Raw genomic sequence first — 24,492 nt, 5'->3', positions numbered from 1 at the left:
CAGTCGGTGGCCGCGCTGATATTGGTCACCGTCAAGGAACTCTTGAGCTGGCCCGGAGCTGACTGGACGTTATTGGCACGCAGCGCGGCCGATATCTCCCCGGCCGAGAGGCCATGCGCGGCCAATCGCAACGGGTCGATCCAGATGCGCATGGCCAGGGCCTGTCCTCCGAAGACATCGGCCGAGGCCACGCCCGGAATGCTGGTCAGCAAGGGTTGCGCCACCCGGGAGGCAAAATCCGTCACCTGCGGGATCGATAGGGTCTTGCTGTAGAAGGCGATGTACTGGACTGCTGTGCCACCTTCGGTGGACTTGCTGATGACGGGATCGGTCACTCCCGCCGGCAACTGATACTTGACCTGCTGTACCTTCGCGAGGATTTCGGTCATCGTGCGATCGGCATTGGCATTGAGTACGAGGCGTGCCTTGATCTCGCTTCTGCCCTGCTTGGTGGTCGAACTGAGGTATTCAATACCGCTGGCCGTCGCGATGGACTGCGAAATCGGTGTGGTGACAAAGCCCTGCATCACGTCCTGGGTCGCCCCCGGAAGCGTGGTGCTGATCGTGATGGTGGCGTTTTCCAGATAGGGATACTGCCGGACGGGCAGCAGGAACACTGCGGTGACGCCCATCAGCAGTATCAACAGGCTCACCACCAGCGCCAGGATAGGTCGCCGAATGAAGATGTCGGTGAAATGCATGGTGCCGTCCCTTACTTTGCGCCAGCGGTGGACGCGGCCGCCGCAGTGGCATTGATCTTCACCACGGCACCAGGTGGCAGGCGGTTCTGACCGGCCATCACCACGATGTCGCCGGCCTTGACGCCCTGGGTCACCAGGACTCCGTCACCGAGCCGCTGGCCGGTCACGACCGGTACGGCAACCACCTTGCCGATGCCCTGCGCGTCGGCCCCGCGCACGAGCACCACGCTGTCACCTGATGCCGATGTCTGGATCGCCGTCAAGGGCAACACGATGCCATTATCCACGGCAGGCAAGTCCACGCGTGCCGTCGCGTACATCCCTGACTTCAGGAGCCGATCGGCATTGGGCACGACGGCCTGCACGACCACGTTACGGGTTTCACCGTCGATGCGCGGTTCGATACTGCTGATCTTGCCGGTGAATATCCGGCCCGGCACAGCGTCTACGGAGACCTGCATCGATGCGCCTGCCGTGAGCCTGGACAAGTCCTGCTGGGGAAGCTGGAAGTTCACGTAAAGCGGGTCGGCCTGGGTCAGAGTGGCGATCGCATCGCCGGCATTGAGATACTGGCCTGGATTGACATGCCGGATGCCGATCTGGCCGGAGAACGGCGCCCGTATATTCTTCTGCTCGATACGCGCGTCCAGCTGCCTGACGGCGGCGACGGCCTGATCAGCGTCTGCCTGGCGTTGCTCCAGCAATTCACGCGACTCGGCGCCGGCAGGAGACAGTTCTCGCGAGCGTCGCAGCTGGAGCTGGGCGAAATCGGCCTTGGCCACTGCCGCAGCGCGATCCGCCTGTTCGGGAGCGTCATAGAGCTCGACCAGCAAGCTGCCCTGCTTGACCGTCTGGCCGGACTCGAAATGGATGGCGGTCACACGGCCGGATGTGTCCGGCGCCAACTGCACTTCCCGCACGGCTTGCAAACTGGCGACAGCCTGCAAGTTTTGGGGCACGGCACGAGCTTCGGCGCGGATCGTAGAAACCGGCAGCGGGGGCATGGCGTAGTGTTCAGCGCCACCGCTGCGCAAGGAGCGCACGGCATACAGCGCGCCGAAGACCACCACGAGGCCGACGACGCTGATAGCGATGGGCCTGAGCCGGAATGTAGCGACGGTAGTCATGTGTTCACCCCGGCGACCAACGGTGCTAAGGACGAGTGGGATCGACGGGGGAGTGTCGATGGACGAAGGCGAGGTAGGGGCATCAGTTGGTTTCCTGGAGAGATCAAGTGCTTGGAAGGCCGGCTCAGTGCGCGAGTTGAGGCATGGCGAACCACCGTCGGACATAGCGTACCGACGCCGCCAGATATCCACATTGCGAAATTGAGTCAATGTATTTTTCAATTCGGCCATAGAACAGCAGTAGTCCGGATTGGCCTAATCGAATAACAATCTGGCCTACTTTCGCTATTGCAGCTTGTGGCCTCCATTGTTAAATGCGGTATTCAAATAAAAATGATTATCGTTTATGACTTATCTCAACGCTGTTTCAAAAGTCCGGGGTTCAATCGCTCTGCGCGCACATCCCATTGCCTATCCGCTTCCAGAACGGCCGTATCTGGGCACGGTCCGGCGCACGGTATTGAGCTCGGCAGTAGCGGCAGCCGTTCTCATCAGCGCCCAGAGCGCACTCGCCGCCGACTCTTCACAAGTCCAGAGCACGACTGATGCGTCGTCTCAGCAAAACACAGCCTTGCCCGCCATCACCGTGACGGGCCGCGCCGAGACGGCAACCACCCAAGGTACCGGCTCCTACACCACCGGCGAGACGGCAGCGGCGACGCGCCTGCCGCTGTCGCTGAAGGAAACGCCACAGTCGGTCACGGTGGTCACGCGCCAGCGCATGGACGACCAGCAATTGAATTCCGTGCAGAACGTGCTGGATAACACGACGGGGATCAGTTCTTATCAGTCCGACAGTGAGCGGACGAGTTTTTATTCACGCGGCTTCCTGATCAACAATATCCAGTACGACGGCATTCCCACGGTCATCGGCAATACCGTCAACGGCAGCGGGATCAGTGCCATCGATACCTCGTTCTATGATCGTATCGAGGTAGTGCGCGGCGCATCCGGCTTGCTGACCGGGAGCGGTACGCCCTCGGCGGCCATCAACCTCGTCCGCAAGCGTCCGACCCAGGACTTCTCGGCCTCCGCCTCGATCAGTGAGGGGAGCTGGGATACCCACCGGGCCACCGCCGACATCTCCACTCCCTTGACCTCGGATGGCCGCATTCGCGCACGCGTGGTCGCCACCGATCAAGAGGCGCACTCCTACATCAATGGCTACGAGCCGGACAAGAAGTCGTTCTACGGCATCATCGAAGCCTACCTGAGCCGCAATACGACCGTCAGCCTGGGCTTTGACTATCAGGACCTCACCTCCACGGGTTCCACTTGGGGGGGGCTGCCACTGTGGTACAGCAACGGAGCGCAGGCCAGTTATTCACCCTCTCAGAGCTACGCGCAGGACTGGAGCCATTGGGACAACATCTACAAGACGGCGTTTGCCGAGATCGATCACCGCTTTGACAATGGCTGGAAGCTCCGCGCCATCGCCAACCAGTACCGCACCGAATACAACGCGCAACTGCTCGGCCTGGTCGGTCGCCCCGATCAGGCCACCGGACTGGGCTTCTTTCCCAACGGGGCTTATCCGGTCGGACTCGCCTCTGCGGGTAGCAGCCGTCAAAATACTTTCGATGTGATGGTGAACGGTCCCTTTGAACTGCTGGGTCGCCAACACGAACTGGTGGTGGGTGCCACGACGTCGCGGCGCTCTTCCGGCGAGAACGATATCGCACCGTTTTATGCAGGCTTCACCCCGGTCAATATCTATGACCTGAATACCCCATTCCCGAGCCCCAACTTCGCGGCAATGCCGTCGACGCCGAGCTACACCGAGATCAAGCAGACCGGCGTCTATAGCGCCGCCCGTTTCTCACTGACGGACCCGCTGAAACTCATCGTCGGCGGTCGCCTGACCAACTATGAAATCGACGACATCGCCAGCGGCACGGCAATGCACTACAAGAAGAGCCATGAGTTCACACCCTATGCGGGCCTGATCTACGACATCAACAAGATCTATTCGGCCTACGTCAGCTACACAGGCATCTTCAATCCGCAGACGGACTATCAGGACAGCAAGGGCAACGTGCTCACCCCGGCCATCGGAAAGACGGCGGAAATCGGTCTCAAAGGCGCGTACCTGGGTGGGCGTCTGAATGCATCGGTGGCCTTGTTCGAGACCAGACTGGACAATGCCGCGCAGATCGTCCCCGGCACCTTTACTCCAGGCGGCGCCCAGGCCTACACGGGTGTGGATGGCACCAAGTCACGCGGTATCGAAGTGGATCTGCAGGGCGAGCTGGCAAGTGGCTGGAACATCTACGCAGGCCTGTCCCACTTCACGGCGCAGGATGGCGACGGCGTACGCCTGAATTCGCAGATACCGCGCACCACGGCGCAGCTCTTCACGACCTACCAGTTGCCCGGAGCGTGGAGCCAGCTGACGGTGGGCGGCGGTGTGAAATGGCAGAGCAGCTTCTACGAGGCAGCCAATACCGGCACCAGTACGCTGGGCGGCGAACAGGGTGCTTACGCCCTAGGCTCTCTGATGGCGCGTTATGCCTTCTCGAAGAAAACTACCCTGACGGTCAATGTCAACAACTTGTTCAACAAGACGTATGCCTTGCAGAAGGGCGATTTCGATACCGTGACGTATGGTGCACCACGCAACATGATGGCGACGCTTGATTTCAAGTATTGATTCCCGCCCACACCCAGCACTTCATCAAGGAGATAAGGTTCATGTCCCAACAGCCCACCCTCTCCGCCGCCCCTCATGGGGCGGCGCGCAATCCCAACAAGCCCGCCTTGTACTGGTTGACCACAGCCATTGGTACCGTGCTCTTCGTGACTTTCCAGTTGTTCTTCTACGTCAACGACTTTGTGAGAGAGCACGGAGCAACACCGGCCATCACCTTCGAGACCAATCTCCTGTGGATGTTTTCGGCGTACTACGGTTGCTGGATCGTCACGGTGTTGCTCGCACTGCGAGGCAGCCGCAAGGCGCAGTGGCTGACCCTGATCCTCGGCAGCCTGCTCGTCATCCTCAATACCCTGGGCGGAATTGCCGACGGATTGCGCGATGGCTGGCACATTGTCTTGTCGGCTGTGCTCTTCATCTCATTGCCAGGCGTGTTCGCCATCGCGGTCACCTGGCGTCACCTCAAACGCAAAGGAAACGGCCATGCCGATGAATAGTTCCAACTTCCCTTATGTATGGATGAGTCTTGCCCAGGAACCCGGACATGATCATGACAAGGACTACATCGAATTCGAGGCCAATCTGGCGCGCGGTGAGCCCTTCGTCCTCTTGACCGACACTGCACCTGCCGAAGACCACGAGCATTCACCGGAAGAAAAGAAGCGCACCGCACTGTGGATGAAGAAGAACAAGCTTGAATTGCGAAGGCTGGTTCTGGCCATGATCGTGGTCGAATCCAGCCCGGCCAAACGACTTGGATTTAAGGCGTTTGCGGTGGTGTTTGCTAAGTTTTGGGGGTACCCTCTGCTCCTCGCTGCTTCTCGTCAGGAGGCAATGGAAATTGCAAAAGAACTACTACTGAAGAATGGAACGCCACACTAATGGCGATTCACGACAGCCGTCACTTCAATTGCGCATCTCCGAGATGTATCCATAACAACCGTTTCGAACAGCAAGGTGGATTAGCGATTTTGACGTGACTACACTGTCGATTTCTTCAGTTCACCGACGGAATTTCGTGTTTTGCGGCAACCGATTTAGGAGTTCCTGAAATAGTTTTTCTCACATTGACGCATAAAGCTAGTGTGCCGAAAAAACACGACTAGAGGCTCCTTAATATCGTCTGATGAGCTACGCCTGACAACATGTAGAAACATTTAAATCTGATCCATGAAATTTGGACTCAAAGCCGCTTACATTTTACTTTCTTTGACTCGGATAAAAATCGTCATAAGGAAGGCGATCACCAATAATCCGGCCAAAAACATCAAACCGGTGCTCGCTCCGTAACCTTGACCCTTGACATAGCCTATCAATGAGGGACCAACGAAGCCTCCAAGGTTACCCACCGAGTTGATGACCGCGATGGATACCGCCGCAGTTTCACGCGACAGGAACAAGGTGGGTAACGCCCAGAAGGGGGACTTGAATGCATACAGGCCGGCCAGGCTCACGCTGATGAGCGCCGTCGCGGCAAACGGATTCGCCACATGCGCGATGGTACCCAGCGCGGCTGCAGCCACTGCCAGCGGAATCGCAGAGTGCAGTCGGCGTTCGACGCGCTTATCCGAGCTGCGTGACCAGATGACCATCACAATCGTCGCGAAGATGTAAGGAATCATCGCAATGAGGCCGATCTGCGTGTGGCTCAATTTTTCCGAAAAGCCCTTGATAATCTGCGGCATCCAATACCCGATACCCAAGCTACCGCATTGATACACGAAGTAGATGAAGGACAAGTACAGCACGCGCGGATTGGACAGCGTCTTCATCGTGCTGAGGTGCTTGGCCTCAGGCTTGGCCAGGCGGTCCTTCTCAAGTTCGCCCGCAATCCAGTCCTTTTCTGCCTGGGACAGCCACTTCGCGTCTTGCGGGCGGTCAATCAGATAGAAGTAACAAAGGAAACCACCGAGAATCGCCGGGACACCTTCCAGAACCAGCATCCATCGCCAGCCACTCCAGTTGAACCAGTGGACGTTATCCATAATCCATGTCGAAAGCGGTGCGCCAATAATGTACGAGACCGGAATAGCGGCCGTAAATAGCGCCACGGTCGTCGCCAGTTCTCTCTGGCGGAACCAATAGGTCAGATACACGATGATGCCTGGGAAGAAGCCAGCTTCGGCTACACCCAGCAAGAAACGCAGTACGTACAACTGGTTTGCACTCTGTACGAAACCACAGGCCACTGACACCGCCCCCCAGGTGAGCAGGATGCGTGCAATCCAGCGACGCGCGCCGAATTTGTTCAGCATTACGTTGCTTGGGACTTCGAACAAGAAATAGCCGATGAAGAAGATACCTGAAATAAATCCGAAGGCCTCTGCCGACAGGGCCAGTTCCTTGTTCATCTGCAGCGCAGCATAACCAATGTTGGCGCGGTCCAGGTAGGAAATGATGTAGAGGATGAAGACGAAGGGAATAATCTTCCAGGTAATTTTACTTACCAGTGCGCCTTCGTTGATGTCTTGGTGTGTCTGCATGCGACTGCTGCTAGCGCTTGAACGCTAGCATCCTCATGGAAAGTTAATGGGTGGCCAGGTCAGGAAAAAATCATGCAGACCGGACTGCCGGAGGCGACCGAAAATCCATTCGGTTTGAGAGCGCCAGTGCCCTGGTCAAGCGTGAAGGAAACGATGGTGTCGCTGTCTTCGTTGAGGGCATACAGATAGCAATTGTCCGGTGTGATGGTGAAGAAGCGCGGCGTCTTGCCTTCCGTCTGAGTCACTGCGCCAGCACGCAGCAAACCTGTTTGCTGGTCGATAAAGAAGCTCGCGATGCTGTCATAACCGCGGTTGGATGCGAACAGGAATCGTCCGCTGCGGTCGATTTCAATTTCCGAGGCACGACTGTTGCCGGTGAAGGTCTCCGGCAACGTCGTAAGAATCTGGCGAGGTTCGAGGCTGCCGTCTGCAGCCGAATATGCATAGGTGGTGACGGTCGAATCCAACTCGTTGACCACATAGGCGGTCGGCAGACGACGATGGAATGCGATATGGCGGGGACCAGCGGTCTCACGTGCGACTACGAAAGGCTTTACAGCCGGAGTCAGCTTGCCGTCGGCGAAGCGGAACGAGAAGGTACGGTCCAAGCCTTTGTCCGGAACGATGACGAATTTACCGCTCGGGTCAAAGGGATTGAAATGGGGCTTGGAAAGCTTTTGCTCGACCCGATGAGGACCAATCGGCCCTTCCAGCGTCACCAGTTGCGTCATTTCCTGCAGCGAGCCATCAGCCGCGATAGGCAACACCGCCAGACTGGAGCCGAGGTGGTTCGACACGACGATGTACCTTCCCGTCGGGTCAATCGCCAGGTGCACTGGATTTTTGCCGTGCGTGCTCTTGCGATTGATGAACGTCAGCTCGCCAGTGGCGCGGTCTACCTTGAATGCGCTGATGTCGGAGAGGTCGCCATGCACGGTGTAGAGGAATTCGCCATCGCGGCTCAGTGCCAGGAAAGAGGGATTCACCAGGTCCTTGACCAGCTGCACCAGTTCCAGATTCCCGTTTGTCAGGTCGACTTTGTACACGCTGATACCGTCGCCGCGTGCGTTGCGCTCCCGCGTCGTGCGAGAACCCACATAAGCAAACATTGCATTACCTCTTGAGTTGACGGGCGTGGCCACGCCCTGGTTTGTTGTTCCCACGGCACAGCCGCTCAGCCCTGCAACTGCGAGCCCTCCCATGGCGCCCGCTGCTTGCAAAAGCCTCCGGCGAACTCCCTGAACGGCAGTCTGCACGGTACTTTCCGACGAATTCTTTACTGGCTTCATGCGTGCGTCTCCTGTCGATGATTGTTTGTTCTTTTTTTCATATTGCATTTGTTTGCGTATTTATGCAAGAATGAATTTATGAAAAATTCTTCGCCATTCGCCCCGGGACTGCTTGACCACGCCGGAACGTCTTACCAAGTGGTCGACCTGCCCGCGCTGTTTGGTGAACGGCTGGAAAAACTGCCCGTAGTGCTGCGAATCCTGCTGGAGAACATCATTCGAAATGGCTCAGGAGCAGAGCGCGAAGCCTCTGTGGCTGCGATTTTCGAATGGCTGGAGCGTGGAACCAGCGAGGCCGAGATTGCATTCCAGCCTGGACGCGTGCTGATGCACGACACCACCAGTACCCCCGCATTGGTGGACATCGCTGCTATGCGAGATGCGCTGGCAGAAGCAGGGTGGGACCCGACGGCGCTTAATCCTGGGCTGCCAGTGGACGTGTCTGTGGACCATTCACTGGCGGTGGAATTTTTTGCGCAAAAAGATGCTCTCGAGAAAAACCTGAAGCTGGAATTGAAACGCAATGGCGAGCGCTACAGCTTCATGCGTTGGGCCTCCAAGGTCATGAAGGGAGTGCGCATTCATCCGCCCGGCACCGGTATCATGCACACCATCAACCTTGAACAACTAGCCACGGTTGTTACCAAGGAAGAGCGCGACGGGCAGACGTGGGTCGTCCCCGATACCTTGCTCGGAACCGATAGCCACACGCCGATGATTAACGGTATTGGTGTTCTCGGCTGGGGCGTTGGCGGCCTGGAGGCGCAGACCGTCATGTTCGGTATGCCGACCATGATGCGCATCCCCGACGTTATCGGCGTTCGGCTCACTGGCCGGCTTCGCGCCGGCGTCCTGGCGACCGACCTCGCCCTGACTGTGACGCAGCGTCTACGCGCCATCGGTGTGTCGGGTGAGTTCGTTGAATATTTTGGCGACGGCGTTGCCAGCCTCACCGCCGGTGAGCGCTCCGTAATCGCCAACATGGCGCCTGAATACGGCGCCAGCTCCGGTTTCTTCCCAATAGATGCTCACACCATCGACTACCTCCGCACCACCAATCGCCCGGAAGCCCTGCTTGGGCTGACTGAGGCCTATGCCAAAAGGAATGCGCTGTGGTTCAATCCCGCAGCTACGCCGCGCTACACACGCACCATCGAAGTCCACCTCGACGCTATCGACATGCACGTGGCCGGTCCTCGCCGCCCGCAGGATTTGCTGTCTTACTCTCAGCTGGCATCAACCGTAAGCGCCATCGGCTTTACGCCGAAACACACAACTAGCCCGTTGCCCCGCCATCCGTTTGCGATTGCCGCAATCACTAGCTGTACGAATACCTCCGACCCGGCACTGCTGGTCGCGGCCGGCCTCGTTGCCCGCAAAGCCCGCGCCTTCGGTTTGCGCGTACCGTATTGGGTCAAGACATCCCTGGGTCCTGGTTCGCCAGCAGCAGCCGACTATCTGGCACGTGCCGGTCTGACTGAAGACCTGTCAGCTGTAGGCTTCGACATCGTAGGTTATGGTTGCACCACCTGTATCGGCAACTCTGGCCCCTTGAGCGAGCCAATCCAGCAGGCCTTGGCGCAGGGTGACATTTATCCGGTTGCTGCCCTCTCGGGTAACCGCAACTTTCCGGGCCGCGTGCATCCTGACCTCGACCTGGGTTTCCTGATGTCCCCGCCGTTGGTGGTGGCCTGTGCCATCGCCGGCAACGCTGAAACCGATTTGGCTAGCCAGCCTGTGCAGACGACGGCCGATGGTCGCCAGGTATGGCTAAAGGACTTGTGGCCGACACACGAGGAAATCAATGAAGCAGTAGCAGCCGGCGTTCGCGCTTCAGACTTCCCTAAAGCCTTCGCCATGGCCACGCAGAATCCCATGTGGCATGGGCTACAGGTGCCCGATACTCCGTTGTTCCCCTGGTCGCCAACATCGACCGCATTGTGCCGTCCGCCATTCGCCGCACTATCCGAAGGCAGTCTACTGGGGCGCTTTACGGCATATCCCCTGCTGGTGGTCGGCGATGACATCACCACCGACCATATCTCGCCAGCCAGCGCTATCCCGAAGAACAGTTTCATCGCTGACTTCCTGGTGGAGCGTGGCGACGACCGCAATGACTTGAACGTCTTCGCTTCACGGCGCGGCAATTGGGAGGTGATGATGCGCGCAGCGTTCTACAACAAGACCCTGCGCAACCTGTTGGCGCCTGAATCGCCGCCGGGTTACACGGTTCATGTGCCGACCAGCGAACTGGCGCCCATCCATGAGGTCGCTGCCCGCTACCGTTCAGGCGGAGACTCTGTAGTGCTGGTGGCGGGCGAGCGATATGGCACTGGTTCGTCGCGTGACTGGGCAGCCAAGGGGCAGCGCTTGCTTGGTATTCGCTGCGTGTTGGCGATGAGCTTTGAACGCATTCATCGTTCGAACCTCATTGGCATGGGTATTCTGCCGTTGCGCTTGCCTGCCGGCGTGTCTCCGGGCGAGTTGAACATCGTTCCTGGTGACCGCATTGACGTGGATGCCGATGCGGCCAAGCTGCAACCCCGTTGCGAGGTGGCGGTTCGCCTGGTCCGCAAGAACGGCCAGGTACAGAATATTGCCGCCCAGGCAGCAGTGGAGACGCAACTGGAAGTCGAACTACTGCGCCGTGGCGGCGTCATTCCCTTCATTCTACGAAATACGATTGAAGCACAGCGTCAGTCATAATAGGGGGGATAAGGCCCGTCCGGGCCTGCGAACCATGACGACAATGAGCACTGAATCAACCATCTCCAAACAGATTGTTTCGGCCTGGTGCTGTTCTTCAATGAACTGGTGCGCATGGTGTTCGGTCCGCAACCTTATTTCCTGCCGCTGCCGGCCATGTTCGAGGGTACGGTCTCGCTGTTGGGCCTGGATTACCCGGTCTATCGGCTGCTCATCATCGTCACCGGCGTCGTGGTGGCGCTGGCCAGCCAATGGATGATCAACGGCACCCGCCTGGGAATGCTCATTCGCGCTGGCGCCGTCAATCCCGGCATGGTCGCTGCGCTGGGCATCAATATCCGGCTGCTCAATGGCTTGCTGTTTGCCATCGGGGCCTTGCTGGCCGGACTGGCCGGGGTGATGGCCGGTCCCATCCTGTCGATCCAGTCGGGCATGGGGGAAGCGGTGCTCATCGCCACGCTGGTGGTGATCGTCATCGGCGGCATTGGCTCCATCCGTGGTGCGCTGTACGCCGCCCTGATCGTGGGCATTGCCGATACCTTGGGGCGGGCCTTCCTGCCGCAGTTGTTCCGTCTGGTCATGGAACGCGAGACGGCCACCGCCGCCGGTCCTGCCGTGGCGTCCATGCTGGTCTACATCCTCATGGCCCTGGTTTTGGCGGTCAAGCCCAATGGCCTATTCCCGGCGGGAGGCAAATGATGCGCGCCAGTACATCGTTATCGCCACGCGGTCTGGCGTTCTGGGTGCCGCTGTTGCTGCTGCTGATGCTGGCGGTTTTACCCACCGTGGCCGAGTGGATGGACCAGGGATTCTTCATCACGCTGGTGGCGCGTATGCTGGTCTATGCACTGGCCGCCGTGGCGCTCAATCTCGCCTTGGGCTATGGCGGTCTGGTCAGCTTCGGGCACGCACTGTTCTTCGGTGTGGGCAGTTACTGCGTGGCCATCCCGGCGTTTTACGGCATCGATGCGGCCTGGCTGCACTTGCTGGCCTGCATCGTGGTCTGCGCGCTGCTGGGTGCTGTGACCGGCATGATCAGCCTGCGTACCAGCGGCATTGCCTTCATCATGATCACGCTGGCCTTTGCGCAGATGGGTTACTTCGTCTTCGTCAGCCTGAAGAACTATGGCGGCGATGATGGCATGACCATCACCGCGCTATCGCGTTTGGGGCCGCTCGACCTGGGGGATCTGAAGACGCTCTACTACTGCGCCTTCGTGCTGCTGTGCCTGGCGCTGCTGGCCATGTGGCGCATCCGCACGGCTCCGTTCGGCATGGTCTTGCGCGGCGCGCGCCAGAACCTGCGCCGTGTCCATGCGCTGGGCTTTGCGGCACAACGCTACCAGTTGGCGGCCTATGTGATCTCGGCAGTGCTGTGCGGTGTGGCCGGGGTGCTCTTTGCCAATCTCAATGCCTTTGCCTCGCCCAGTTCACTGGCATGGTCGGTCTCGGGTGACCTGATCGTGATGGTGGTGCTGGGTGGCATGGGATCGGTCGCCGGTCCCTTGCTGGGAGCGCTAGCCTTCCTCGGCATGGAAGAATTCCTCAAGTCCTGGACCGATCACTGGGCCGTGGTGTTCGGCCCGATGATCGTACTCATCGCCCTGACGGGACGCGCCGGCATTGCCGGTGTGTTGGCGCGATTGGATCAATTGCGCTCGCGTGCAGTCCCCGCTGAGGCCCAGCACCGGCCAGCCGTACCCGCGCGCGGTCTGCAGGAGGAATCGCAATGAGCCAGATGCTGTTGCAAACACGCGGTCTCACCAAGCGCTATGGCGGCTTGCTGGTGACCGATCAGGTCGATCTGGAGATCCGCCCAGGCGAGCTGCACGCCATCATCGGTCCCAATGGCGCCGGCAAGACCACGCTGGTCAACCAGCTCAGCGGCGAGCTGCGCGCCGATGCGGGCACGATCCACTTCGCCGGCCGCGATGTGACCGCGCAGGATATTGCGCAACGCTCGCGCAGCGGTCTGCTGCGCTCCTACCAGATCACCGCGGTGTTCGAAGAATTCAGCGTACGCGAGAACGTGGTGCTGGCCGCGCATGGCGCGCGTCGTCATGGCTTCGGCTTCTGGCGTGCGTTGCTGGACCAGACGGACTTGCGCGCAGTGGCCGATCCGGTGATCGAGGAAGTGGGGCTGGCCATGGTCGCCGACACCCTCGCCGGTGAGTTGGGCTATGGCCAGCGGCGCCAGCTGGAGCTGGCCATGGCGCTGGCCGCCGAGCCGCGCTTTCTGTTGCTCGATGAACCGATGGCCGGCATGAGCGCCCAGGAATCGGCGACGGTGGTGGCGCTGCTGCAAAGACTCAAGGGGCGCTACGGCATCCTGCTCATCGAGCATGACATGCAGGCCGTCTTCGCCCTGGCCGACCGCATCACCGTGCTGGTCTATGGTCGCGTCATGTTCTGCGGTACGCCTGAAGAAATCCGTCATCACCCGCAAGTGAAGGCGATCTATCTGGGGGAGGAAGAATGATGACCGCCTTGCTGCAAGTGGAAAACCTGACGGCCGCCTATGGGCGTGCGCAAGCCTTGTTCGGTGTCGATTTCGATGTGGGGCCGGGTGAAGTGGTGACCCTGCTGGGGCGCAACGGCATGGGCCGCTCAACCACCGTGAAATGCCTGTTCGGCCTGCTGCGTGCGCAACACGGACGCATCCATCTGGCCGGGCGCGAGATCCAGGCCGCGCCTTCGCATGAGATCGCACGACTGGGGCTGGGCCTGGTGCCGGAAGGGCGCCAAGTCTTCCCCAACCTGAGCGTCGAGGAAAACCTGGTAGCCACCGCCCGCGCCCCACGCCAGAAGATATCGTCTGCCCCGTGGACGCTGGCGCGGGTGTATGCACTGTTTCCGCGCCTGCAGGAGCGGCGCCGCCACCAGGGCTGGCAGTTGTCGGGTGGCGAGCAGCAGATGCTGGCCATCGGTCGTGCGCTGATGACCAATCCCACCCTGCTGGTGCTGGATGAGGCGACCGAAGGGCTGTCGCCGCTGATCCGCCAGGAGATCTGGCAGTCGCTGTCCTGCCTGAAGCAGGAAGGCCTGGCGCAGATCGTCATCGACAAGAACATCAAGCCGCTCTTGAAGCTGGCTGATCGTCACTTCGTGCTGGAGAAGGGCCGCGTGGTCTGGTCCGGCACCTCTACCGCACTGGCCCAGCAGAGCCAGCTGCTCCATCAATACCTGGGAGTCTGAACATCATGAGCAGTACAGAACGCATTCTGCATAATTATTTCCGCAGTTCTTCTTCCTACCGCGTGCGCATCGCCCTGAACCTGAAGGGGCTGCCTTTCCAGTATCACGCGGTGCATCTGAACCGCAACGGCGGCGAGCAGTTCGGCGCGGCCTTCCAGGAACTCAACGTCCAGGCGCTGGTGCCGGTGCTGGAAGAAGAGGGCGCGCTGATCAGCCAGTCGCTTGCCATCCTCGAATATCTGGATGAGCGTTATCCGCAGTCACCATTGCTGCCCACCGATCCCTTTGCGCGCGCCCACGTGCGCCAGCTCGCCAACACCATCGCCTGCGAGATGCATCCGATCAACAACCTGCGCGTGCTGAAGTATCTCACCGGCACGCTGGGTCTGAGCGAGCAGCAAAAGAAGGACTGGATCCATCACTGGAACCGGCTCGGTCTGCAAGGTCTGGAACAGCAGGTCAAGGTTTCCCCCTGGCGTGGCCGCTTCCTGTGCGGTGATACGCCGGGCCTGGCCGATTGCTGTCTGGTGCCGCAATTGTTCAATGCCCAGCGCTTCGAGGTCGATCTCACGCCTTACCCCATGCTGCGAGCCATTGCCGCCGCCTGCGAGCAGCTGGAAGCCTTCGCCGCCGCCCATCCGGCGCGGCAGCCGGATGCTGAGTGACAGGCCGGCAAGATCACTTCAGTGGCATGATGTCGATATTCTCATTGGAGGCAAGCCATGACTCTCGGCACCCGGATATGGAGCACCGAAGCGGTCCAGCCCGCCCAGCGTTTCGACTACTGGGTCGGCGCGATCTGCGAATGCTTTCTCGAGATGGATGCCGACTCCGGCAGGCGCCAGGATTTCTCGGCCCAGCTGGAGTCGCAGGACCTGGCCGAGTTGCGACTGAACCGGGTCACCGGCAGCGCCCAGCAGGTCTTTCGCACCCGTGGCGCCATCAGTCGCAGCGATTGCAATTACTACTACCTGCTGTGCAAGCAAGCCACACCCTGTAACGTCATCCAGTGCGACCTGGGCCAGGCACGCCTGCTGCCCGGTGACCTGGTGCTGATCGACTCGCGCCGCTGCTACGAGCTGCATTTCCCCGAACGGGTCGATACTCTCTCGTTGCAGATCCCCATCAGCTGGCTTGATGCCTGGTTGCCGAATACCCGAGCCTTGCTCGGGCAACGCATCGATGGCAGCAGCGGTTGGGGCGCGGTGCTGGGCGCTTATCTGCGCCAGGTCGCCACCGCTGCGCCGATACTGCCGGCTGCGCAGCATCGCGATCACCTGGGTGGCTTGATCGCTGCCACTTTCAGCCAGGGGCGTTTGGAAGCATCTCAGGCGGATGCGGACGATGCCCTGGTCAATCGTATCGATGCCCTGGTAGCAGCGCATTTCGCCGAACCCGGCCTGGGGGCCGCCGAGGTTGCCGCACGACTGGGCATCTCGGTGCGGACCCTGTATCGGGTGCTGGCACGGCAAGGCATGAGTTTTTCCGCGTTGCTGAACCAGCACCGCATTGCCGCGGCGCGCAGGATGCTGGCCTCACCCGGTTGCCGGCTATTGAGCATCGCCGAGATCGGCCGTCGCGCCGGTTGGCTGGATGCCTCGCATTTCTCCCGCGCCTGGCAGGCCTGCACCGGCCAGCGTCCCAGCCAGACGCGCCAGCAGATGGCACGAGAGCATTAGGCACTGATCGGCCATCCCCGCGGCACGAAACGGCAATTCTTGCGCCACCCGGCAAGGCAACATGCAGTCTCCGACAACAACATCAAGGAGACAAACATGGCATCCGATACCTATGTCCTGGTGCATGGTGCATGGCATACCGGCGCGACCTTTGAAGCCACGGCGCATTACCTGCGCGAGCAGGGCCACATCGTGCATTGCCCCACGCTGGCGGGCAACCGGCCCCAGGAGGATTACCAGAACCTGAGCCTGCAAGACTGCGTGGACTCGCTGGAACAATACCTGCAACAGCATGACCTGCAGCAGGTTCGACTGCTGGGCCACAGCTATGGCGGAATGCTGATCTCGGGCGTGGCCGACCGGGTGGCGCATCGCTTGCAGCGCCTGATCTACCTCAATGCCTTCGTTCCCCTGCCGGGTGAAAGCCTGGCCGACATGGCACCGCCGCATTACCGCGCGCTCTTCCAGTCGCTGGCGCAGGCCAACGACGGCGCCGTGATGCTGCCCTATCCGATCTGGCGCGAAAACTTCATCAACGATGCCGATGCCACCCTGGCGCTGCAGGCCTTCCAGCAACTGCATCCGCAACCCCACCGCTGCTTCACCGATGGCCTGGCCTTGCGCCTGCCCACGGCTGAACTGCCCATCGGCAAGTCCTACATCAACTGCCGCCAGGACACCGCCTTGCCCCACAGCCTGCCCTGGCATCCGCGGCTGTCGGAGCGCCTGGGCTTGTTCCGCTATGTCGAAGCAGAGGGTAGCCACGAGGTCATGTTCACTGACCCCGCCGGTCTGGCGCAAGCCGTCCTGCAAGCCGGTCGCGACTGAGCCAGGGAGAACGATATGAAGATAATTACCATGATGCCGATGCTGGTCGTACTGGCCTTGCAGACGGGCAATGCATCGGCGCAGCAATCTCCCTGGAGTGTCTATGGCGGCTTGGCTCACATCGCCTTCTCTCCCACCGCCCACGTCAGGGTCAATGGCGTGGAGGTGCCCGGTGGCAATGCCAATGCGTCCAGCAATGACTCGCTGGCCTTCGGCGTGGTCTATCGTTTCGATGAGCACTGGAGCGCCGAGCTGGCCCTGGGCCTGCCACCGACCACCACCCTCACCGGCAGCGGCACGCTGTCCAGTGCCGGTACGCTGGGCAAGGTCAAGTATGGCCCGGCCGTGCTGTCGCTACGGCATACCTTCTTTGCTGGCGCACCGGTTCAGCCTTACATCGGAGCCGGCCTCAACTACACCCATGTCTTCAACTCGCAGGATGGTTTCGTACAAGGGCTCAAGACCAGGAGCGCCTTCGGCCCGGTCTTGCAACTCGGTGTGAACGTGCCGTTCAACGAACACTGGAGCCTGGTGCTGGATGTGAAGAAGATCTGGGCCAGTACCACCGCCACCGGCACGCTGCCGGCCTTTGGTGGGAGTGCAGCCAGTGCCGATGTCAGGCTTGATCCCTTGGTCAGTACGCTGGCGTTGAGCTATCGCTTCTGATCGCTGCCAGCACCACATCACCCTCATGGCGTATGTTCCAGTGCCATGAGGGTGGGCGAGTTGCTGCATCGGCCGCGGTCATTCAAAGGCCGTCAATCGCGCACGTATCCAGTTCAATAGTTCAGATGCCGCTTCGGGGAGTGGCCGCCCTGCGCGCACAAAAAGACGTGCTTTCACTTTCTTGAACATTGGATAATCAATCGGAAGAATCACCAGCTCGCCTGAAACGACTTCCCGTATCATCGCTCCGCCGCCGATGAATGTGATGCCATCCGTGTCCCTGGCGAACAGCCGTAACGAGGCCAGTGAATTCGTGGTGAACGTGGGGCGAAGCTCCAGATTCTCGGCGTAGGCCATCATCTGCACCGCCTTCCCGATGCCATAGGCTTCCGGCATCAGCCCCAGAGGGTAATCCAGCAGCTCGCGAACACTGACCTTTTTACCGCGCCTGGCCAACGGGTGACCGGCACGTACCAGCAAGGCGAGGGGCTGGCTGGAAGAAGTCATGTACTTGATTTCCGGGTGCGCCGGAGGGTTGTAGGCCAGTCCGATGTGCGCGCGATTTTCCACCACTTCGTCGATCAACTCGCTGACCGCCAGAACGTCCATCGTGACATGGATGCCGGGATAGCTGGCACAGAACAGGGCGATGACCTGTTCCATCAGTGAATCCACATAGCCTTCGCTGGTAACGATCCGTACCGCGCCAGACTGCAAGCCATGCAGAGAGGATAGGCGTTCTTCGAACTGCTCCTGCTGGGATTGGCAGCCGCGCCAGAAATCCAGAAGCAGTTCGGCGGCAGCGGTCGGCAATACGCCCCGAGCCTGGCGCTCGAACAGCAGCGTTCCGATTTCCTCTTCAAGCAACTTGATTTGCCGGGCAATGACCGAGGGTGACGTATTGAGACTTTCGGCTGCTCCCCGGATCGACCGGTGCGTCAGCACTTCATAAAAGTAGCGGAGCCGCCGCTGATTCAATTCGCGCATGGAGATCCTTTGCGTTGCTCTGTGAGCAACGATATGTCAACAAAGTTGCTATTGCTACCTATCTTCAAACCATCGAATATTAAATCGAAACAACGATCTAAAACATTTCGGGAGAGAAACCATGTACGTAGCCGACCAGCAACACGTAGTAATGACCGAGCTCTATCGAAAAATCAATTTCCGCCTTTTACCCTTCCTCCTCCTGTGCTACCTGTTCGCTTGCCTGGACCGCATCAATATCGGTTTTGCCAAGTTGCAGATGCAATCTGACCTGGGTCTTTCGGACGCGGCATACGGTCTGGGGGCCGGTATCTTTTTTATCGGCTATGCCATGTGCGAGATTCCCAGCAATCTTCTGCTGCCCAGACTTGGTGCAAGTAAAGTCATCAGCCGCATCATGATCCTATGGGGCTTGACCTCGGCCTCGATGATGTTCGTGACCAACGAAACCTCCTTTTATGTCCTGCGATTCTTGCTGGGCGTATTCGAGGCCGGCTTCGCACCAGGGATGATCTTCTATCTCACCTGTTGGTATCCACAGCGTCGCATGGCGCGTGTCATGGCCATCGTCATGCTCGCCGCACCACTGGCGGGCATCATCAGTGCGCCGCTGTCGGCCTGGCTCATGAAGTCCTTCCACCAGGTGCATGGCCTGACCGGCTGGCAGTGGATGTTCTTGCTGGAAGGTCTGCCCTGTGTGGTATTGGGAGTGGCCTGTCTGAAAGTACTGGCCGACCGTCCCCAGGATGCCAAATGGCTAAGCGATGGCGAAAAGAAATCGCTGCTGGAAGACATCGCTCCGACGATGACCAGGCATCACTCTTTCCTTCATGTGCTGCGCGACCCCAAGGTCTATCAACTGGCCATCGCCTACTTCTGTCTTATCTGCGGCATCTATGCAGTCAATTTCTGGCTGCCCACCATCGTCAAGGAAGCCGGCGTGAGCGACCTCACCGAGATCGGCTTGTTTACCGCCATTCCCTATGCGGCCGGGGCCGTGTGCATGGTGATCTTCAGCTACACATCCGACCGTCACCATGAACGTCGCTGGCATAGTGCGATTCCTGCCGTCATTGCCGCCGTGACCCTGCTGGCAGCCACGCTCAACAGTGGCAATCTGCTGGTGTCGATGTTGTTCATGACGGTCGCGACGGCCGCCATCTGGGTCGCCTACACGGTGTTCTGGGCCATCCCGCCGCAACTCATCAAGGGCGACTCTGCGGCCGGCGGGATTGCCCTCATCAATACCATTGGCCTCATCGGTGGATTCGTCAGTCCGACCCTCATCGGCTGGACGCGGCAGATGACGGGCAACACCCACGCCGGGCTTTGGATCATGGCAGTTCTGCTGTTCACCGCATTCGTGCTGCTGGCATTGAACAGGATGCCCCATCTGGCGGTCGCCGCACGCCCCATTACATCGCAAACCTAAGAGGCATCGTGAATGCAAAAAAGAATTCTTGTCGCCGGTTTTCAACACGAAACCAATACGTTCGCGCCTTCCAAGGCGGCCTATGAAAATTTCCTGAAAGGAGAAGGGCATCCGCCGCTCTGCCGCGGCGCTGAGGTGCTGGCGCTACGGGATGTGAATCTTCCTGCCGGAGGATTCATCCAGGCTGCCGAGGTAGACGGGCATGTGCTGGTGCCGGTTCTCTGGGCCGGCGCCAGTCCTTCGGCCCATGTGACCCAAGACGCATATGAACGTATTACGCGCGACATCATTGCGGCGGCAGGCAAGGAGCAGGTGGACGCCATCTATCTTGACCTGCACGGAGCAATGGTCGCCGAACACACAGATGACGGCGAAGGCAGCCTGCTGCAAGCGCTCCGCCGGGCGGTACCGGCATCGACGGTCATCATCGCATCGCTGGACTTGCACGCCAATGTCACGGAGGCGATGCTGTCGGCGGCCGATGGTCTGGTGGCGTATCGCACCTATCCACACGTCGATATGGCCGATACCGGTCGGCGCGCCTATGCGCTCATGCAGAGATTCCTGGAAGACCGCAAGGCCATCTGCAAATCATCTCATCGTCTGCCATTCCTGATTCCGATCAACGCCATGTGCACCTTGATCGACCCGGCCAAATCGATCTACGAACGCATGGCAGAACAGGAACAGGGAAGCATACTGTCGATGTCCTTCTGCCCTGGATTTCCGGCAGCGGACTTTCCTGAGTGCGGGCCGGTGCTGTGGGGCTATGGGACCCATCCGGCACAGTTGCAGCAGGCTGTAGAGGCGCTATACCAGCGGATGCTGGATGAAGAGGAAAAGTGGGAAGTCCCTTTCCTTACCCCCGATGCGGCGGTGAAGGAAGCGATGCGCTTGTCTGCCAGCGCATCCAAGCCAGTTGTGATTGCCGATACGCAGGACAATCCTGGTGCAGGAGGCGATGCCAACACCATGGGCATGTTGCGCGCCCTGGTGGACAATGACGCCCAGGGCGCAGCCATCGGCCTGATTTACGACCCCAAGGCCGCCGCCGCAGCCCATGCGGCCGGTATCGGCGCGCGCGTCAAATTGTGCCTGGGAGGCGTTGCGGGGATCGAGGGGGACAGTCCTTTCGAGGGCGAATTCGAGGTGATTGCGCTCTCGGACGGGACGTGTCGCTACGACGGGCCAATGATGCAGGGCATGGTGGTGCAATTGGGGCCGGTCGCAGGTCTGCGTTATGGCGGCATCGAGATTGCGGTGGGATCCTCCAAGGCGCAGATGCTGGAACGGAATCTGTATCGATTGGCGGGGATTACCCCGGAACAGAAGAAAATCCTGGTCAACAAGAGCTCGGTCCACTTCCGCGCCGATTTCCAGCCTATTGCGCAGGCGGTACTGGTAGCGAAGGCCCCCGGCCCCATGCTGGCCAATCCGGCTGATCTGCCTTGGCGCAAGCTCAGGCCTGGGATGCGCATGAGTCCACGTGGGCCGGTGTTTGCCATGGTCAACTCGGGATTGAACAGGAACTCGTACAACGGTTCGTGAGTAAAGGGCTCGCTTGGGCTCGCTGGGGCTCGGCGGGATTCGGCGGGACTCGGCGCTATCTGGGAAAATGCGTTCTTCCCCCAGGGGGTAGCGGCCACGTTGCCGGCGCCACCTTCTTGACGAGTTGAAACAGGCGCTGCATCGCTTTGCGCAGCGCCCGATGGAACGCCCTCCCGGCTAGATCTGCAGGCGTGGGCGAAACTGGCTCGCGGCGATGTGGCAGTCAAGTTCTGCACACCACCGCTGGTAGTCGGCTTGATCGGCATAGCCGGCGAAGAGCGGCGACCACACGTAAAGACGTGCATAGATCTGGCACCGCATCTGCGGAGTGGGGATGTGGGAGTCGGTCGTGATGGCCTGCAGGATCTGCATCATGTTCTGGCGGGCGCGGGCCATGCGAATGCCGCCGTCACGTGGACTGTCCAGGATGAGCGATTCTTCCTGGCCGGAGAGTGTCCTGCGCGGCCAGCGCATTGGTTGCGGCAAACGCGGGTGCGCGTCGCGGGCAAACGACGTCCAGGCCTGGCGCATGGCCAGGGCCAGATAATGACGCCCGGACCGGTTGAAAATCGTATTGACGCGGAAAGGATCGAACTCGCCGTCCAGATCGCCAAAAGCGAAAGCCATCTCCACGGCATGGCAAGCACCGAGCAACAGGTCCGGCCTGACCAGGGGAAGACGGAGTTCTTCGTCCCAGTCGAAGCGGTAGCTCCACACGTCCTCATGCCCACCCTGGAGCATCGCATCGGCAATGCTGTCCACATGCGCGGCGCGCCAGGCACGCGAGAGATAGCCGGACTCCAGCTGATAGGCAGTACGATCGCGCAAGACGGGGAGGGGGCCGATGAAACGCACATGCTCAGGCTTGTCGGCAATGAAGGTGCGGTATTCATCGCGGTTGGAACCGATGATCACGGGCACGCGGTTCCATTTTCCGCTGGCGAAGACCTCCGTGAGCGGCGCCTGCGGCAGCACCACGCCGTCGCGCGTAGGGCGCGGCGTCAGGTAGATGCCAGCGGTACCAGGCTCCACCACTGCCAGCAATTGCTCACTGGTCCTGGTGCGCAGGAATGATGCCAGCTGCTGTGGCGAGAGCGAAGCGATCTGGGTCAGCGCGGATTGCTCAGTCAGTTGGGGGAAGGCTTTGCACCAGAGCCTGAGCGTGAGTTCTTCCGAACTGGCGCGCTGGCAATCCAGCAAATGGTCGTTACGCTTGACTGCTTCCTCGAGGCTGGCGCTCATCGTGACTGGTGACTGTGCAATTGCACGGTGAAACAGCCCCGTGGCCAGCGGACTGGCCAATAGCAGTAATACCATTTGCGCGCCAGCGGACTCGCCAAAGATCGTGACCTTGTCCGGATCGCCGCCAAAGGAGCCGATATGGGATCTGACCCATTGCAAGGCTGCGATGCAATCCAGCAAGCCGAAATTGCCAGAACGTTCTTCTGCACTGGCACCGTCCGCCGCGAGTGCCGGATGGGTGAACCAACCCAGTATGCCAAGCCGGTAGTTGATGGTCACCACCAGTACGTCCTCGTGTTGCACGTAATTGCGTACCACGTCATACGAAGCCGATGTACCCACCGCCAGGCCGCCGCCATGGATCCACAACATGACTGCGCGCTGCTGTCCCGGGCCTGGCACCTGGTCCGGCTCCCATGCCGGTGCGAATACGTTCAGGTTCAGGCAGTCCTCCTGGCCCACGACATGTCCATGTGCACTGGCCGGCACCGGGGCCAGCAGGCCCCCATACTGCGGGGCCATGGGGCCATGCTCCAGGCAAGGCCGGGTTCCCTCCCAGGGCGATGCAGCGCGCGGTGCACACCAGCGCAGGGCTCCTACCGGCGCGGCTGCATAGGGGATACCGCGCCATGCATGAATGCCTGGACGATCCAGCGCGCCGATGACTTCGCCTGTGGTAATGAAGCGGCGACTGGCAGGATCCGGTTTGACTGGTTTCATGGTTTCTCCGTTTTGATCTGCTGGAGAATACGAAAATGCCGAGGACAGCACAATCGGAATAGCGCAAGGCCCATCGGAAATGCGCAAGCATCTGTTAAAAATGTCACAGGCACCGACGTATGGGTTTGACGGCTTTGCACACTGCCTCTAACATCGGCTACCATCGCGCCCACTCTGGACGCGTCCTTTCTCCATTTCTTGCGGAGTCTTTGCCATGAGTCCACTCGCCCCTGCATGGTCGGCATTTTCCGCCACCAATTTCGATGGCAAGATGCTCTTCGATACGCAGGATGTCGAGGAAGCCACCGCTTTCTACGGACGTGTCTTCCATCCCCACAAGCTGCGTTTTATCGGCCGACAGCGCAGATTGCGTGCACGACTGGATCACCTATCCATTGGCCGGCTTTCAGTGAGTCGGCATACCTGGGAGGCACAGGTGGCCATCGATCCTGGTTGCCTGGAGGACTATTACGTCCTGGGGATGCCGATGCGAGGTTCGATCGAATATCGTCACGGCCGCGAGGAAGAACGTGTCGTCGCTGGTCAGGCCTTCATCGCCGGTGGTGCTCAGGCGTGCAGTTTCTCTGTCAGTGCCGACCTGGTGCAATTGCTCATCAGGATAGAACGCCCGGCGGTCCATGCAGGATGGCAGGCGCTTACCGGGCAAGCGCCGGTGTTGCCGGTATGCTTCGACAGTCGCATCCGTTGTCATGAAACCTCATGGGGCGCCATTGCATCGGTACTGCAGTTGATGGCCGAGTGCGCACACCAGGACTGCCGCAGCGGACCGTATTTCCACCTGGCCAGTCGCGTCGAGGATTTGCTGGTAACGGCATTGCTGCTGAATCAGCCGCATTCGCAGATGGGGCGGCGACCGCCTCCCGCGGCGGCAGGTTCGGCGCAATTGCGCAAGGCGCAAGAGTATCTGCTGGCGCACATGGAGCAAGCTGTTACGCTGCTCGGCCTGGCGCGGGCACTGGACATGCCTGCCCGGACCCTGCAATGGCTATTCCATCACCATGCCGGCATGGGGCCCATGCAATGGCTGCGCGAACAGCGATTGCAAGCCGTTCACGCAGCCTTGTCTTCCGGGCAAGAAACGGGCAACGTCACCGAGATCGCCTATCGCTACGGATTCAACCACCTCGGCGAGTTTTCACGCCGGTATCGCGAGGCTTTTGGCGAAACGGCCAGTACTACACTCAAAAAACGGGACTTTCGTTGTCCGTAAAGAGTGCG

General features: G+C 60.0%; 20 protein-coding genes and 1 pseudogene. 15 read left to right on the top strand and 6 right to left on the bottom strand.

The annotated features are described in order from the left end of the window. Together I5W_RS24860 and I5W_RS24855 are read right to left on the bottom strand one after the other, a co-directional pair. A partial coding sequence (locus tag I5W_RS24860) for an efflux RND transporter permease subunit (RefSeq protein WP_044531265.1) occupies nt 1-701 on the bottom strand: 701 nt, incomplete at its 3' end. 11 nt (nt 702-712) lie between these two features. Further along, nucleotides 713-1,828 (bottom strand): efflux RND transporter periplasmic adaptor subunit, encoded by a 1,116-nt coding sequence (locus I5W_RS24855; RefSeq protein WP_044531264.1) that lies wholly within the window; start codon nt 1,826-1,828, stop codon nt 713-715. A gap of 571 nt (nt 1,829-2,399) precedes the next feature. On the opposite strand from I5W_RS24855, the gene I5W_RS24850 reads away from it, so the two are divergent. Genes I5W_RS24850 through I5W_RS24840 form a run of 3 tightly spaced genes read left to right on the top strand, consistent with a single transcriptional unit; the run spans nt 2,400 to nt 5,360 of the window. Next, a complete protein-coding gene (locus I5W_RS24850; RefSeq protein WP_252717214.1) occupies nt 2,400-4,478 on the top strand; it encodes a TonB-dependent siderophore receptor in 2,079 nt (692 codons plus the stop codon). 41 nt (nt 4,479-4,519) lie between these two features. Then, on the top strand, nt 4,520-4,975 hold the full coding sequence (locus I5W_RS24845; protein ID WP_044531262.1) for a hypothetical protein: 456 nt from the start codon (nt 4,520-4,522) through the stop codon (nt 4,973-4,975). Further along, nucleotides 4,968-5,360: a hypothetical protein gene (locus tag I5W_RS24840; RefSeq protein ID WP_252717213.1), complete on the top strand. Its 393-nt coding sequence runs from the start codon at nt 4,968-4,970 to the stop codon at nt 5,358-5,360. Before I5W_RS24845 ends, I5W_RS24840 begins: the two co-directional genes overlap by 8 nt. Nucleotides 5,361-5,671: 311 nt before the next feature. Here the strand turns inward: I5W_RS24840 and I5W_RS24835 are convergent, their stop codons facing one another. Together I5W_RS24835 and I5W_RS24830 are read right to left on the bottom strand one after the other, a co-directional pair. Beyond that, nucleotides 5,672-6,961 (bottom strand): MFS transporter, encoded by a 1,290-nt coding sequence (locus I5W_RS24835; RefSeq protein ID WP_044531260.1) that lies wholly within the window; start codon nt 6,959-6,961, stop codon nt 5,672-5,674. Between the two features lie 59 nt (nt 6,962-7,020). Then, nucleotides 7,021-8,250, bottom strand: coding sequence for a lactonase family protein (locus I5W_RS24830; protein ID WP_374702155.1), 1,230 nt, complete (start codon nt 8,248-8,250; stop codon nt 7,021-7,023). A 78-nt stretch (nt 8,251-8,328) separates the two neighbouring features. Between I5W_RS24830 and acnA the strand changes: the two genes are divergently transcribed. From acnA to I5W_RS24785, 9 genes and pseudogenes are all read left to right on the top strand, one after another. Next, a complete protein-coding gene (gene acnA, locus I5W_RS24825) occupies nt 8,329-10,956 on the top strand; it encodes an aconitate hydratase AcnA (RefSeq protein WP_044531258.1) in 2,628 nt (875 codons plus the stop codon). 78 nt (nt 10,957-11,034) lie between these two features. Beyond that, nucleotides 11,035-11,655 (top strand): annotated as a pseudogene (locus I5W_RS24820) (branched-chain amino acid ABC transporter permease); the annotation flags it as partial. Further along, a complete protein-coding gene (locus I5W_RS24815; RefSeq protein WP_017451371.1) occupies nt 11,655-12,689 on the top strand; it encodes a branched-chain amino acid ABC transporter permease in 1,035 nt (344 codons plus the stop codon). The pseudogene I5W_RS24820 and the gene I5W_RS24815, both read left to right, overlap by 1 nt. Then, a complete protein-coding gene (locus I5W_RS24810) occupies nt 12,686-13,435 on the top strand; it encodes an ABC transporter ATP-binding protein (RefSeq protein ID WP_017451370.1) in 750 nt (249 codons plus the stop codon). The genes I5W_RS24815 and I5W_RS24810 overlap by 4 nt, the downstream gene beginning before the upstream one ends. Next, nucleotides 13,435-14,151, top strand: a complete 717-nt coding sequence (locus tag I5W_RS24805; RefSeq protein WP_044531257.1) for an ABC transporter ATP-binding protein — start codon at nt 13,435-13,437, stop codon at nt 14,149-14,151. Before I5W_RS24810 ends, I5W_RS24805 begins: the two co-directional genes overlap by 1 nt. Before the next feature lie 5 nt (nt 14,152-14,156). Then, nucleotides 14,157-14,816 (top strand): maleylacetoacetate isomerase, encoded by a 660-nt coding sequence (gene maiA / locus I5W_RS24800; RefSeq protein ID WP_044531256.1) that lies wholly within the window; start codon nt 14,157-14,159, stop codon nt 14,814-14,816. Between the two features lie 57 nt (nt 14,817-14,873). After that, nucleotides 14,874-15,830 carry a helix-turn-helix domain-containing protein gene (locus tag I5W_RS24795; protein ID WP_044531255.1) on the top strand — a complete coding sequence of 319 codons (957 nt, stop codon included), beginning with the start codon at nt 14,874-14,876 and terminating at the stop codon, nt 15,828-15,830. Between the two features lie 96 nt (nt 15,831-15,926). Continuing rightward, the gene (locus I5W_RS24790; protein ID WP_017451366.1) at nt 15,927-16,658 is read left to right on the top strand and encodes an alpha/beta fold hydrolase; all 732 of its coding nucleotides are present in this window, start codon (nt 15,927-15,929) and stop codon (nt 16,656-16,658) included. 15 nt (nt 16,659-16,673) lie between these two features. After that, nucleotides 16,674-17,324 (top strand): OmpW/AlkL family protein, encoded by a 651-nt coding sequence (locus I5W_RS24785; protein ID WP_252717212.1) that lies wholly within the window; start codon nt 16,674-16,676, stop codon nt 17,322-17,324. A 78-nt stretch (nt 17,325-17,402) separates the two neighbouring features. On the opposite strand, the gene I5W_RS24780 is transcribed toward I5W_RS24785, so the two are convergent. Next, on the bottom strand, nt 17,403-18,311 hold the full coding sequence (locus tag I5W_RS24780; protein WP_017451364.1) for a LysR family transcriptional regulator: 909 nt from the start codon (nt 18,309-18,311) through the stop codon (nt 17,403-17,405). Between the two features lie 151 nt (nt 18,312-18,462). On the opposite strand from I5W_RS24780, the gene I5W_RS24775 reads away from it, so the two are divergent. Further along, a complete protein-coding gene (locus tag I5W_RS24775) occupies nt 18,463-19,743 on the top strand; it encodes an MFS transporter (RefSeq protein ID WP_044531253.1) in 1,281 nt (426 codons plus the stop codon). Nucleotides 19,744-19,755: 12 nt separating this feature from the next. Further along, the gene (locus tag I5W_RS24770; RefSeq protein WP_044531252.1) at nt 19,756-21,291 is read left to right on the top strand and encodes a M81 family metallopeptidase; all 1,536 of its coding nucleotides are present in this window, start codon (nt 19,756-19,758) and stop codon (nt 21,289-21,291) included. A 177-nt stretch (nt 21,292-21,468) separates the two neighbouring features. On the opposite strand, the gene I5W_RS24765 is transcribed toward I5W_RS24770, so the two are convergent. Further along, nucleotides 21,469-23,253, bottom strand: a complete 1,785-nt coding sequence (locus I5W_RS24765; protein WP_083893628.1) for a carboxylesterase/lipase family protein — start codon at nt 23,251-23,253, stop codon at nt 21,469-21,471. A 214-nt stretch (nt 23,254-23,467) separates the two neighbouring features. Between I5W_RS24765 and I5W_RS24760 the strand changes: the two genes are divergently transcribed. Continuing rightward, on the top strand, nt 23,468-24,484 hold the full coding sequence (locus tag I5W_RS24760) for a helix-turn-helix domain-containing protein (RefSeq protein WP_044531250.1): 1,017 nt from the start codon (nt 23,468-23,470) through the stop codon (nt 24,482-24,484). The last annotated feature ends 8 nt before the right edge of the window (nt 24,485-24,492 follow it).

The sequence above is a fragment of the Herbaspirillum sp. B65 genome, assembly GCF_000333555.1.
GTDB classification, from domain to species: domain Bacteria; phylum Pseudomonadota; class Gammaproteobacteria; order Burkholderiales; family Burkholderiaceae_D; genus Herbaspirillum; species Herbaspirillum rubrisubalbicans.
Note: the sequence above shows the minus strand (reverse complement) of the source record. Positions and strands in the feature narration are given on the sequence as shown.